The organism is Streptomyces sp. NPDC029526, from assembly GCF_040637405.1.
In the GTDB taxonomy this organism is placed as follows: Bacteria; Actinomycetota; Actinomycetes; order Streptomycetales; family Streptomycetaceae; genus Streptomyces.
On record NZ_JBEZWE010000005.1, the window covers coordinates 90,883 to 103,834 of the forward strand.

At 74.5% G+C, this 12,952-nt stretch carries 11 protein-coding genes; 2 read left to right on the forward strand and 9 right to left on the reverse strand.

All coding sequences use genetic code 11. From position 1 onward, the window contains the following. Nucleotides 1-179: 179 nt before the first annotated feature. From ligD to AB0F01_RS15055, 3 genes are read right to left on the reverse strand one after another with little or no spacing between them, the layout of a single operon-like run. Entirely contained in the window at nt 180-1,163 is a 984-nt protein-coding gene (gene ligD / locus AB0F01_RS15045; protein ID WP_362094631.1) for a non-homologous end-joining DNA ligase, read from the reverse strand. Next, entirely contained in the window at nt 1,160-3,007 is a 1,848-nt protein-coding gene (locus tag AB0F01_RS15050; RefSeq protein WP_362094634.1) for a transketolase, read from the reverse strand. Before AB0F01_RS15050 ends, ligD begins: the two co-directional genes overlap by 4 nt. Then, nucleotides 3,004-4,584, reverse strand: a complete 1,581-nt coding sequence (locus AB0F01_RS15055; protein WP_362095240.1) for an FAD-dependent oxidoreductase — start codon at nt 4,582-4,584, stop codon at nt 3,004-3,006. The genes AB0F01_RS15050 and AB0F01_RS15055 overlap by 4 nt, the downstream gene beginning before the upstream one ends. Nucleotides 4,585-4,756: 172 nt before the next feature. On the opposite strand from AB0F01_RS15055, the gene AB0F01_RS15060 reads away from it, so the two are divergent. Beyond that, on the forward strand, nt 4,757-5,710 hold the full coding sequence (locus AB0F01_RS15060; protein WP_362094637.1) for a TIGR03557 family F420-dependent LLM class oxidoreductase: 954 nt from the start codon (nt 4,757-4,759) through the stop codon (nt 5,708-5,710). Between the two features lie 259 nt (nt 5,711-5,969). Here the strand turns inward: AB0F01_RS15060 and AB0F01_RS15065 are convergent, their stop codons facing one another. Further along, entirely contained in the window at nt 5,970-6,509 is a 540-nt protein-coding gene (locus tag AB0F01_RS15065; RefSeq protein WP_362094640.1) for a phage holin family protein, read from the reverse strand. Between the two features lie 121 nt (nt 6,510-6,630). Here AB0F01_RS15065 and AB0F01_RS15070 point away from each other — a divergent pair, with 121 nt between their 5' ends. Continuing rightward, nucleotides 6,631-6,978, forward strand: coding sequence for a VOC family protein (locus tag AB0F01_RS15070; protein WP_362094643.1), 348 nt, complete (start codon nt 6,631-6,633; stop codon nt 6,976-6,978). Between the two features lie 110 nt (nt 6,979-7,088). Here AB0F01_RS15070 and AB0F01_RS15075 read toward each other — a convergent pair whose 3' ends face one another. The 5 genes from AB0F01_RS15075 to AB0F01_RS15095 all read right to left on the reverse strand — a co-directional run bounded on the left by AB0F01_RS15075 (nt 7,089) and on the right by AB0F01_RS15095 (nt 12,919). Then, nucleotides 7,089-7,640, reverse strand: coding sequence for a GNAT family protein (locus AB0F01_RS15075; RefSeq protein WP_362094646.1), 552 nt, complete (start codon nt 7,638-7,640; stop codon nt 7,089-7,091). Nucleotides 7,641-7,890: 250 nt separating this feature from the next. Beyond that, entirely contained in the window at nt 7,891-8,823 is a 933-nt protein-coding gene (locus tag AB0F01_RS15080) for an LD-carboxypeptidase (RefSeq protein ID WP_362094649.1), read from the reverse strand. Beyond that, on the reverse strand, nt 8,820-10,784 hold the full coding sequence (locus tag AB0F01_RS15085) for a prolyl oligopeptidase family serine peptidase (protein ID WP_362094652.1): 1,965 nt from the start codon (nt 10,782-10,784) through the stop codon (nt 8,820-8,822). Before AB0F01_RS15085 ends, AB0F01_RS15080 begins: the two co-directional genes overlap by 4 nt. A 4-nt stretch (nt 10,785-10,788) precedes the next feature. Continuing rightward, nucleotides 10,789-12,093 (reverse strand): M20/M25/M40 family metallo-hydrolase, encoded by a 1,305-nt coding sequence (locus AB0F01_RS15090; protein ID WP_362094655.1) that lies wholly within the window; start codon nt 12,091-12,093, stop codon nt 10,789-10,791. Continuing rightward, the gene (locus tag AB0F01_RS15095) at nt 12,086-12,919 is read right to left on the reverse strand and encodes a M55 family metallopeptidase (protein ID WP_362094658.1); all 834 of its coding nucleotides are present in this window, start codon (nt 12,917-12,919) and stop codon (nt 12,086-12,088) included. Before AB0F01_RS15095 ends, AB0F01_RS15090 begins: the two co-directional genes overlap by 8 nt. Between the last annotated feature and the right edge of the window lie 33 nt (nt 12,920-12,952).

Sequence of the window (12,952 nt, forward strand, 5' to 3'; positions counted from 1 at the left end):
ACTGGGGCCGGTGGGGCCACTGGGGCCGGTGGGGCCACTGGGGCCGGTGGGGCCACTGGGGCCGTCCGGCGCTCCCCGCACCGGCCCCACCGCCCACGGCCCGCCCGGCCCGGCGCCTCGCCACCCGGCCCCCGGCCCCGCGCCACCCGGCCCCCGCCCCGGGCTCTGCCCGCCCCGCGTCAGCCGCGGAGCGCGTCCAGTCGGCGGCGGGCCGGGCCGAGCGCCCGGCCGCGGCGCGGCAGCCCGTGCCAGGGGTCGGTGCGGGCGTGCTCGACGGCGTCGGCGACGGTCCAGCGGCCGGCGTGCAGCTCCGGGTCGTCCAGTTGCTCCCAGGACACGGGGGCGGCGACGGGAGCGCCCGGCAGGGCGCGCACGGTCCAGGGGGCCACCGCGGTCTGCGCGTAGGCGTTGCGTTGCACGTCGAGGTAGAGCCGGTCGCCGCGGTCCTTCTTGCGGGCCGCGGTGGTGAGCCGGTCGGGGTGGGCGTCGGCCAGGGTGTCGGCGACGTCGCGGGCGAAGGCGCGCACCTCGTCGAAGCCCTGCCGGCGGTCGAGCGGCACGATCACGTGCAGTCCGCGCGAGCCGGTGGTCATCAGGGCCGAGGGCAGACGCAGCTCGTCCAGCAGCTCCCCCAGCAGGCGCGCGGCCTCCCGAACCGTCTCGAAGGCGTCGCGGCCCTCCCCCGAGGGGTCGAGGTCGAAGATCAGCCGGTCCGGCCGGTCGACAGGGTCCGCGTCGTCCTCCCTCGACCGGGAGCGGGGCGGACCGAGATCGGCCCGGGACAGCCAGCGGTGCAGGGTGATGCTCGCCTGGTCGACGAGGTACAGCAGGGTGGCCGTGTCGTCGCACACGGTGTGCGTGACCGTGCCGCCCTCCTTGCCGACCTCGACCCGGGTGATCCACTCCGGATAGTGCCCGGGCGTGTTCTTCTGCATGAACGCGGGCCCGTCCAGGCCGTCCGGACGCCGGTCCAGCATCAACGGACGCCCGCGCACATGGGGCAGCAGGAACGGTGCGACGGCCCGGTGGTACTCGGCCAGGTCGCCCTTGGTGTACGCGCGGGTGCCGCGCCCGCCGGGGAAGAGCACCTTGTCCGGCCTTCGGATCTCCACGCTGCGACGGCCGGCCCGGACCGTGCGGTCCGGGCCCGCGCCCGCGCTCACGGCACGATCGCCTCCTCCACCAGCAGCCGTCCGGCCGCCGCGATCGACGCGGCGTCGATGCCCGCGGCGCGCAGCTGCTCCTCGGGCGACGCCGACCCCGGCATGGTCCGCACGGCGAGCCGCACGAGGCGGGGCACCGGGGCCCCGTCGGAGAAGGCCTCCGCGACGGCGTCGCCGATCCCGCCCTCGGGGTGGTGGTCCTCGACGGTGACGAGGCAGCCGGTCTCCTCGGCGGCTCGGCGCAGCGTCTCGCGGTCGACCGGCTTGACGGAGTAGAGGTCGATCACCCGGGCCGCGATGCCCTCCTGCTGCAGCGAGTCCGCCGCCGCCAGGGCCTCGAAGACCGTGCCACCGGCCGCGACCAGGGTGAGCCGGTCCCGGTCCGAGGCGCGCAGCACCTTGCTGCCGCCCACCGGGAACTCCTCGTCGGGTCCGTAGATCACCGGGCTCTCCCCGCGCGAGGTCCGCAGGTACCGGATGCCGTCGAGGCCCGCCATCGCGGCCACCAGCCGGGCCGTCTGGTTGGCGTCGCACGGGTACAGCACCGTGGAGCCGTGCACCGCCCGCATCATCGCCAGGTCCTCCAGGCCCATCTGGCTGGGCCCGTCCTCCCCGATGGCCACGCCCGCGTGCGAGCCGACCAGGTTGAGGGAGGAGCCGCTGATCGACGCCATGCGGACGAAGTCGTGGGCGCGGGTCAAGAATGCGGCGAAGGTGGACGCGTACGGCACCCAGCCGCGGGCCGCCATGCCGACCGCCGCGGCGACCATCTGCTGCTCGGCGATGTAGCACTCGAAGTAGCGCTCGGGGTGTTCCTTCGCGAAGAACTCGGCGCGGGTGGAGTCGCCGACCTCGCCGTCCAGGGCGACGACGTCGCCGCGCGCGGCGCCGAGCGCGGTGAGGGCCTCCCCGAAGGCGTTGCGGGTGGCCACCTCCTCGCCGCGCTTCCAGCGGGGCGGCTCGGCGTCCGCCGTGGACACGGCGTGCAGGGCGCGGGCGGGAACCGGTTCCGGCAGCCGTACGCGCAGGTCACGGGAGCCGCCCAGTTCGGCTACGGCGTCCTCCGCCTCGGGCAGCGGCTTGCCGTGCCGGCCCTCCTGGTCCTCCACCGCGGCGACGCCCTTGCCCTTGAGGGTGCGGGCGATGACCGCGGTCGGCTTGCGGGAGGTCGAGACGGCCTCCCCGAAGGCACGGTCGAGCGCGTCCACGTCGTGGCCGTCCACCTCGACGGTGTGCCAGCCGAACGCCTGGAAGCGGCGGGCGTAGGCGTCGAGGTCGTGGCCGTGCCGGGTGGGGCCGCGCTGGCCGAGCCGGTTGACGTCCACGACGACGGTCAGGTTGTCCAGGCCCTCGTGACCGGCGTGCTCCGCGGCCTCCCACACCGAGCCCTCGGCCATCTCGCTGTCCCCGCACAGCACCCACACCCGGTAGTCGGTGCGGTCCAGCCGCTTTCCGGCCAGCGCGATGCCGACGCCGACCGGCAGGCCCTGCCCGAGCGACCCGGTGGCCGTCTCGACCCAGGGCAGCCGGCGGGGTGTGGGGTGCCCTTCGAGGCGGCTGCCGGCCTTGCGGAAGGTGAGCAGTTCGTCGTCGTCGATCGCCCCGGCCGCCTTGTAGGCCGCGTACATCAGGGGGGAGGCGTGGCCCTTGGACAGGATGAGGCGGTCGTTGCCGGGGTGGTCGGGCCGGTCGAAGTCGTAGCGGAAGTGGTGGGCGAACAGCACGGCCATGATGTCGGCCGCGGACATCGAGGACGTGGGGTGCCCGGAGCCCGCGGCCTCCGCCGCCCGCACGCTGTCCACGCGCAACTGCTGTCCGAGTTCGGTGAGTTCGCCGGTGTTCATGAGTCTCCTTCGGCGCGGTCGCCGGGGTTGTCGGTGCGCTTGACGGGGCCGGGGGCGTCGTGCGGCCCGAGAGGTGCCGCGTCCGGCGGGCGCGACCCCGCGGGCGGGTGCTTCGCCGCCTCCCCACCCGGTTGCTGCTTCGCGGCCTCGCCGCCGGGCTGCTGCTTCGCGGGCTCGCCGCCCGGCTGCCGTTTCGCCGTTTCCCCGCCCGGTTGTTGCTTCGCGGGCTCGCCGTCCTGCGTCCCGTCGTCCGGCTCCGGCCGGGCGCCGGCGGACGGTTCGTCCTGGGGGCCACCCGGCAGGCGGGCCAGCTCCGGGGACGCCGTGTCCAGCGGCACCGACCAGGACCGCACAAGCCCCAACTGGACCGCCTGGCGCGGCAGTACGGCATCCAGCAGCCAGTCGGCGGCCACCCGGACCCGGTTGCCGGGCATCGCGGCGAGGTGGTAGCCGCGGGTGACGAGCCCGGCCAGCGGTCCGGACAGCGGAACGCCCAGCGGATCGGCCGCGGCCTGGACGCCGCCGAGGTCCACGACGAACCCCAGGTCCTTGTGACGGTAGGCACGGCGCTCGCCGTCCCCGAGGGAGGCGGCGATGTTCTGCGCGCACACCTTGCCCTGCCGCCAGGCGTGCTGCGCGGTCATCGGGGTGTACTGGCCGGGGTTCTCCAGGTCCGGGACGGCCGCCGCGTCGCCGCAGGCGAACACCTCGGGGTGGCCCGGCACCTGCAGGTGCGGGTCGACGAGCAGCCGGCCGCGTTCCATGGGCAGGCCGAGCGACTCGGCGAGCGGGTCGGGGCGCACGCCCACGCACCACACCAGGGTGCGGGTGTCGACGAACTCGCCGTCGGTGAGCAGCACCCCCTCGGACGTGGCCTCCTTCACGGAGGTGCCCATCCGGACGTCCACCCCGCGGTCGCGCAGCACCCGGTCGGCGGTGCGGGAGAGCCGTTCGTCCAGTTCGGGCAGCACCCGGTCGGCGATGTCCAGCAGCATCCAGCGCGGGCGCATCCCGGTGCGCAGGGGCTGCTTGCGCACCTGGGCGTCGGTGAACAACTGGCCGTGCGCGGCCACCTCGGTGCCCGTGTAGCCGGCGCCGACCACGACGAAGGTGCAGCGGCTGGAGCACTGGGCCGGGTCGTCGGTGGCGGCCGCGAGCTCCACCTGCCGGGTGACGTGGTCCCGCAGGTACAGGGCTTCCGGCAGGCCGCGAAAGCCGTGGGCGTGCTCGGCGACGCCGGGAATCGGCAGCAGCTTGTTGACGCTGCCCGCGGCCAGCACGAGCCGGTCGTAGGAGAGGCTGCCCTCCCCTCCCTCCGGGTCGGTGTAGTGCACCGTGCGCCCGTCGAGGTCGATGCGGCCGGCCTCCCCCAGCACCAGGCGGACCTCCGGCAGCGTGCCGGACAGGGAGACCGTGACCCGGCGGGGTTCGAGGATGCCCGCCGCCACCTGGGGCAGCAGGGGCAGGTAGAGGAAGTAGTCGGTCGGGTTCAACAGGGTGATCTCGGCCCGGCCCCGGGCCAGCCGGGACAAGGTCTGTGCGGTGCGGTACCCGGCGAAGCCCGCACCGACGATCAGGATGCGGGGTCGGCTCGAGGGTCGGCTCACGTGGTCCTCCGGCGCTGTCGGCGTACCTCGGGAGACTTCCGCGTCCCCCTGGCCGCGAGGGCCAAACGTCGGCCGGTTTCCGCCCGGGGCCCCGGGTACCCGGGCGGAAACCGACCCGCCCTCGTCGCGGAAGGCACCCCCCATGCCCGAGTACGGCTACTTCCTCTCGTGCGAGCAGTACGGTCCGGCGGAGCTGATCGAGCAGGCCCGGATGGCCGAACAGGCCGGATTCGAGTCCCTGTGGATCTCCGACCACTACCACCCCTGGAACGACGCGCAGGGGCAGAGTCCCTTCGTGTGGTCCGTGATCGGCGCCCTCTCGGAGGCGGTGTCGTTGCCGGTGGGCACGGCGGTGACCTGCCCCACCGTGCGGACGCATCCGGCGGTGGTGGCGCAGGCCGCCGCGACGGCCGCGGTGATGGCGGACGGCCGCTTCCGGCTGGGCGTCGGCACCGGGGAGCTGCTCAACGAGCACATCCTGGGCGATCCCTGGCCGCCCGCCCACATCCGCCTGGACATGCTGGAGGAGGCCGTGCAGATCATGCGGCGGCTGTTCTCCGGCGAGGAGGTCAACCACCACGGCACGCACTACACGGTGGAGAACGCCCGCCTCTACACGGTGCCGGACGAGCCCGTGCCCATCGACATCTCCGGCTTCGGTCCGGCCGCGACCAAGCTGGCCGCCCGGGTCGGCGACGGCTACATCACGATGATGCCGGACGCCTCCATGGTCGAGCAGTACCGCAAGGGCGGGGGCGGCGGAAGGCCGGTGAGCGGCGGTACCAAGGTCTGCTACGGCATCGACCGCGAGGAGTGCGTCCGCACCGTCCACCGGTTGTGGGCCAACGAGCAGCTGCCCGGTGAGCTGGGACAGGTGCTGCCCTCACCGAAGCACTTCGAGCAGGCCCAGACGCTGGTGACCGAGGACATGGTGCGGGACAACCGAGTGTGCGGCGACGACGTGGACCAGCACGTGGCGGAGCTGCGCCAGTTCGCGGACGCAGGCTTCGACCGCGTCTACGTCAGCCAGATCGGGCCCGACCTGCGGGGCTTCTTCGACTTCTACCGCACGAAGGTGCTGCCTCAGCTCCAGTGACGGCGGTGCCACGGGCGGGGCGGTGGGGGCGGCGCGATTCCTCGGTCACGGCTCTGAAAGCTCTGACGGCTGTTACGGCTGTTACGGCTGTTACGGCTCTGACAGCGGGACCGCACCGCGGATCGTCGAGCCGGACATGCCCGGAGTCGGCCGGACATGGGCGCCGTCCGTGCGCGCCGCCTCAGCCTCGGCAGAGCACCCCACCGGCAGGACCAGGGGCAATGGTCCTGCCGGTGGGTGTTCCGGGTGCCGGGACGGGTCACGCCCGGGGATCGTGCGTACCGGGTCCGGCGTCACGGGACTGCGGCGGTTCGGCGCCCGCCGTCGGCGGAGCGGGCGGGACCGGCGGAACCTGACCCGTGGCGGGCGGAGTGGCCGGCGGCACGGGTACTCCCTGGCCTCCGGACGGTCCGGACAGGCCCGTCCGACCGGACGGACCCTGACCCCCAGGAGCTGCCTGACCGGGGACGGTCGGCGCAGCCGCTCCGTGCGACGGGCCACCGGCGGGCCCCGGTCGGGCCGCGCCGCGCAGGGCGTAGGCCGCGGCGGCCAACAGTACGGCGGTGATCAGCGCCGCCGCCCAGTCCGGCAGGACCAGGGCGAGCGCGAGCCCCACCGCGAGCGCCAGTGCGGCGCCCGCGTAGAGGGCGGTCGCGCCGGAGGCCGCGTACAGGGCCGCCTTGCGGCGCTGCTTGCGCGTCTGCTCCCGCAGTTCGTCCCGCACCGTCTCGCGTGCCACCTGGGCCAGTTCGTCGACCAGGTGCTTGTCCAAGTGCTGCAAGTGCTCCAAACGCTGCATGGCGGGCCGGGTACCCGTCCGGGCGGACGCGTAACGCCGCTTCAACCGGCCGCCCCGGGCAGGCGATTCGGAACCCACCGTCCGCTCCCGGCTCCGGGCGGGCACAACTAGGCTCGTGCCCATGGAGATTATGGGTGCCACACTGCGTGTCTGCGTCGAGGACATCGAGACCGCGATCCCCTTCTACGAGCGGCTGGCGGGCGGTCCGGCCCTCCGCTTCGAGCGGGGTGGCGTCCACGTCGCCGCGGTGGGCTGCTTCCTGCTGATGAGCGGCCCCGCGGCCGAGTTGGAGGTGCTGCGCAAGGTCGCGGCGACGATCGCCGTGAAGGACGTGGAGGAGGCCCACGAGGTGCTGACCGCGATGGGCGCCGACATCATCGCCGGCCCGGTCCCCACCCCTGTGGGCCGCAACCTGATCGTGCGTCACCCGGACGGCGCGATCTACGAGTACGCCGACCGCCGCTCCTGACGAGGCGAACGGCGCCGGCGGCGCTGACCGTGTACCGCCGCCCCAGGTGAGCGGTCACTGGCCCCCGGCCGGCCGCCGGCCCCCTGCCGTCGAGCGCCGAGCGCCGAGCGTCAGCGGAGCATCTCGCGGGTGAGCGCCCAGCGTTGGTGGTCGCGCCAGGCCCCGTCGATGTGGAGCATCCGGGGCGAGAACCCCTCCAGGTGGAAGCCGCAGCGACGGGCCAGCGCGATCGAGGCGGCGTTGCCGGGCTGCACGTTGATCTCCAGCCGGTGCAGGCGCATCGGTCCGAAGGCGTGCCGCACGACGAGGTCCAGGCCCGCGCTCATCAGTCCCCGCCCGGCGGCGTGCGCGAAGGCGCCGTAGCCGAGCGCGCCGCTCTGGAAGCCGTCCCGGACGATGTTGTTGATGTTGACGAACCCGGCGATGGCGCCGCCGTCGTCCTTCTCGCAGATCAGGAAACCCGCCCTGGCCGGATCGTCGATCAGGCGCTTCGCGTACGCCCGGTAGGCGTCGGCGGTGTCCGGCGGGAAGAGCCAGGGGTGGTGCAGGTCCTTGCTCTCCCGCGCGCGGGCGGTGAACTCGGCGCCGTCCTCGAACGTGAACGGGCGCAACCCCACGCGGGGGCCCTCGGCGAGGTAGGGGGAAGGAACGGAATGCGGCACTCTGCCACCCTACGACGGGCCCACCGCCTCCGCTCCGGCCCTGGGCACCGCCCGCCACGACGCCCCGCCACAACGCCCCCGCTCCGCCCGATCCGCCGGCGGCACGTCCCCTGCGGGGTGCCCGTGTCCCCCACGCCCGCGCGGACCGACTACCGGGGAGCGCAGCCGCCCCGGCAGCGGCAGACCCCGTCGCCCGGCCCCGGCCCGGTCCTCGTCCGGTCCCCGTCCGGGCCCCCGTCCCGGCCCCCGATCAGCTCAGCGCCGGATGCTCCAGGGTCAGGGTGCCCGCCTCCGTGTCCAGTTCCGCGGGGACGCCGAAGGGCACGGTCATGGCCCCGTCGCAGTGGCCGAACCCGAACTCCTCGGCCACCGGCACGCCCAGGCCGCCGAGCCGGTCGGTGAACAGGGCGCGCAGTTCGTCGGGGGGACCGCAGTCCGCCCAGGAGCCCAGCAGCACCCCGGCGACGCCGTCCAGCAGTCCGGCGCGCAGCAGCTGGGTGAGGTAGCGGTCGAGCCGGTAGGTCTCCTCCCCCACGTCCTCCAGGCACAGCAGTCCGCCGCGCGCGGACGTCCGGGCGTGCGGGGTGCCCAGCTCGGCGGCGAGCAGGGCGAGGCAGCCGCCGAGGGTGACCCCGCGTGCCCGGCCGGGCACCAGCGCGGTGCCGCCGGAGGTCAGCACCCGGACGGTTTCCGGCGCGAAGAGGGTGGCTCTGAGGTGGTCCTGGGCGCGGGTGCTCTTGACGAAGTCGAGCCCGGCGGCCATCGGTCCGTGCAGGGTGACGAGGCCCAGCCGGGTGGCGAACGCCTCGTGCAGCGCGGTGATGTCGCTGAACCCGACGAACACCTTCGGTCCGGCGGCGCGCATCGCGGTCCAGTCGAGCAGCTCGGTCATGCGCTGCACCCCGTAGCCGCCGCGGGCGCAGATCACCGCGTCGACGGCGGGGTCGCACCAGGCGGCCTGCAGGTCGGCCGCCCGGTCGGCGTCGGTGCCCGCGAGGTAGTCGAACCGGTGGTGCCGGTCCAGGACATGCGGGGCCACCACCGGGTCGAGTCCCCAGCCGCGCAGCACGTCCAGACCGGCCCGGAGGCGGTCCTGCGGCACCGGCCCGCTGGGGGCGACGACGGCCACCCGCGCGCCGGGGGCGAGCCGGGGCGGTCGTCGCAGGGGTTCCACCTGGTTCATCCGGTCAGCTCCAGCGGTGCGGCGTCCGGCGCGTTCAGGCCGAACACCTGGTTGTAGAGCGCGAGTTCCGCTTCGAGGGCGCGCACCAGGGTCTCCGCGCGCCGGAAGCCGTGGCCCTCGCCCTCGAAGGTGAGGTAGGCGTGCGGCACCCGCCGGCCGGTCAGCCGGGCCAGGAAGCGCTCGCACTGCGCGGGCGGGCAGATCACGTCGTCGAGGCCCTGGAGCAGCAGGAACGGCGCGGTGAGCTTCTCGGCGTGCGTGACGGGCGAGCGTTCGGTGTACCGGGCGGGCACCTCGTCGCGGGGGCCGATCAGGCTCTCCAGGTAGTGGGACTCGAAGTCGTGGGTCCCGCCGGTGCTCCAGTCGGTGAGGTCGAGGACCGGGTAGAGGATCGTGCCGCAGGCGTAGACGTCGGTGGTGGTCAGGGAGACGGCGGTGGTCCAGCCGCCGGCGCTGCCGCCGCGCAGGGCGAGCCGGTCGCGGTCCGCGGTGCCCTCGTCGGCGAGGGCCCGCGCGACGGCGGCGCAGTCCTCGACGTCCACCACGCCCCACTGTCCGCGCAGCCGGTCGCGGTACGCGCGCCCGTAGCCGGTGGAGCCGCCGTAGTCGACCTCGGCGACGCCGATGCCGCGGGAGGTGAAGTAGGCGATCTCCAGGTCGAGGACGAGCGGCGCCCGGCCGGTGGGGCCGCCGTGCGCCCGGATGACGTAGGGGGGCAGGCGGTCGCCCGGGGCGGTGCAGCCGGGGTGGTGCGGCGGGTACACGTGGGCGTGGATCTCGCGGCCGTCCGGGCCGGTGAAGGTGCGCAGCTGCGGCTCGGGGTAGTGGGCGGGGTCCACGACGTCCCGGTGTTCGGCGCCGACGACCCGGGACCTGCCGGTGCGGGTGTCCAGTTCGACGACCTCGGGAGCGCTGCGCGGACTGCCCGCCACGGCGACGACGCGTTCGCCCTGGGCGGCGAGGAAGGAGGCGTACTCGGTCCAGGGGCCGGCCGCGTCGACGACCTCGCCGGTGTCGGGGTCGAGGACCCCGAGCACCGCGGCGCCCCGGCCGTGCAGTACGGCGACGAGCCCGCTGTCCAGCGGGGCGAACCAGCGTGAGCCGGGCCGCCACAAGGGGCCGCCGAACTCCTCGTCGCGCGGGCAGACGGGTTCGCCGTCCCGGTACAGGTTCCACCAGCCGGTGCGGTCACTGGTGTGGAGCAGCCGGCCGTCGGGGGTCCAGTCGGCCTGGGCGACGGACTCCTCGGGTCCGCCGGCGACGGTGCGGGGCTCACCGAAGGTGCCGTCGGGAGCGACGTCGGCGACGAGGAGTTCGGTGCCGTCCCACGGCATGCGCGGGTGGTCCCAGGCCAGCCAGGCGACGCGCCGTCCGTCGGGCGAGGGGCGCGGTCCGGTGACGAAGCGGTGCCGGTCGTCGGTGAGTTCGCGCACCGCGCCCCGGTCGTCGGCGGCCGAGCCGTCCAGCGGGACGGCGGCGAGGAGGCGGCGCACGTCGCCGGGCCCGTCCCCGGTGAACTCCTCCAGGACGCACCACACCTCCCCGCGGTCCGCCCGCCACGTCGGTTCGACCCAGCGCAGGCCCTGCCCGACGGAGGAGACGGGGGTGAGCGGGCGGGGTGCGGTGCCCGGCTCCCAGCGGTACAGGCGCTGGTCCGCGAAGTCGACGAAGACCACCAGGGGGCCCGTGTCCGTCATGGTTCCGGCCCAGGGCAGCCCGCCGTACTCGTGGACGCGGCTGCGCACGTTCCACGGGGCGGGGAGGACACTCTCCTCCCGGCCGTCGGCGTGCCGCCGGACCAGGGTGCGCCGGCCGCCCTCGGCGGGCCGGGGCTCGGTCCACCACACCTCGTCGCCGACGAAGCCCGCGTACTCGGGGCTGCCGCCCTGGGTGACGGCCGTGGCCGCGTCGATGGGCGAGGGCCACGCCCCGTACTGCAGTGTCCGCACTGTCTCCCCCACTTGGTCAGGCCGTCCGCAGGAACCGGTCGAGGACGTGGACGCCGAAGTGCAGTGCCTCGACGGGCACCCGCTCGTCCACGCCGTGGAACATGGCCTGGTAGTCCAGGCCCTCGGGCAGCTTCAGCGGTGCGAAGCCGTACCCGGTGATGCCGAGCCGAGAGAACTGCTTGGCATCCGTCCCGCCCGACATGCAGTACGGGACGACGTGTGCCTCCGGCGCGAACTCCTCGATCGCGGCCCGCATGGCGGCGAACGTCGGCGCGTCGACGGGTGCCTGGAGGGCGACCTCCCGGTGCTCGAACTCCCAGTCGACGTCCGGCCCGGTGAGGCGGTCGAGGGTGGCGCGGAACTCGTCCTCGGTGCCCGGCAGGAAGCGCCCGTCGACCTGTGCCACGGCCTGGCCCGGGATCACGTTGACCTTGTACCCGGCGTCCAGCATGGTCGGGTTGGCGCTGTTGCGGACGGTCGCCTCGACCAGTCTGGCGGCCGGGCCGAGCTTGTCCAGCAGCGTGTCGATGTCGGTGAGGTCGGTCTCGATGCCGTACAGCGCGGCCAGTTCGCCGAGAGCGGCCCGCACGGTGGGGGTGGGGCGCAGCGGCCACTCGTACTCGCCGATGCGGGTGACGGCGGCGGCGAGGCGGGTCACCGCGTTCTCCCGGTTCACCTTGGAGCCGTGGCCCGCCCGGCCGCGCGCGGTGAGCCGCAGCCAGGCGGTGCCGCGCTCCCCGGCCGCGATCGGGTAGATCTGCCGTCCGGCGCCGTCGTGGAAGGTGAACGCCCCCGATTCGCCGACGGCCTCGGTGCAGCCCTCGAACAGCTCCGGGTGCCGGTCGACGAGGAAACCGGCCCCGTCCGCGGCACTGGCCTCCTCGTCGGCCGTGAACGCGACGACGACGTCCCGGCGGGGCCGGAAGCCTTCCCGGGCCCAGGACCGCACCACGGAGAGGATCATGGCGTCCATGTTCTTCATGTCGACGGCGCCGCGCCCCCAGACGACGCCGTCGCGGATCTCCCCGGAGAAGGGGTGCACGTTCCAGTCGCGGGGCTCCGCGGGCACCACGTCGAGGTGACCGTGGAGCAGCAGGGCGTCCGCCGACGGGTCGGTGCCCTCGATGCGGGCGACGACGTTGGTGCGGCCCTCGGTGCGCTCCAGGAGGGTGGGTTCGAGGCCCGCCTCGGCCAGCCGCGCGGCGGCGTACTCGGCGGCGGGACGCTCCCGGCAGTCGCCGCCGCCGCGGTTGGTGGTGTCGATCCTGATCAGGTCGGACGTGAAGGTCACGACCTCTTCCTGTGCCTGCCGGTCAGCCATACTGCTCCTCCACCGCGGCCGAGGCGATCGTGGTGACCGCCTTGAAGACGCGGATCCCGTCGTACATCGTGGCGCTCGTGTACGCCACCTTGCGTTCCCCGGCGTGGCGCACGCCGGGCACCACGGTGACCGCCATGGCGAGGTGCGCGGCGTCGAACTCCACCTCCACCGTGAACGGCCCGGCGTCGGCGGGCGGCTGACGCACCGCCAGCCCCGCCGCCTCCTTCGCCGCGGCCCGGATGTCGGCCGCCGTTCTGCCCGGTGTGCGGCACACCGCCGCGTACCGCGACACGTGGTCCTTGACGGCGACCTTCAGCGCGCCGGGCGCGTAGCCGAGGGCGTCCTCGCAGGCCACGTCGTCCCCGGTGACCAGGACCACCGGCACCCCGTACTCGGCGACGACGTGCGCGTTGAGCAGGCCCTCGCTGGCGCGCTCCCCGTTCAGCCACACCCCGGTGACGGAGTTGGCGAGGTAGGTGTGGGCGAGGACGCCCTCCATGCCGGCGCCCGCGTGGTAGCCGACGAACGCGATGCCGTCCACGTCGCCGTGCTGCACGCCCTCCACCATGGACAGTGCCTTGTGCCGCCCGGTGAGCATGGTGGCCCGCTCGTCCAGCTCCTCCAGCAGGAGGTTGCGCATCGTCCAGTGGGCCTCGTTGATCAGCACCTCGTCCGCGCCGCCGTCGAAGAAGCCGAGCACGGCCGCGTTGACGTCCGAGGTGAACAGGGAGCGGCAGCGTTCCCACTGCGGTGTCCCCGGCAGCACGTCGGCCGGCCAGGTGACACCCGTGGCGCCCTCCATGTCGGCGCTGATGAGGATCTTCATGCCAGGCACGCTACGTGCTCGGCCCGAACCACG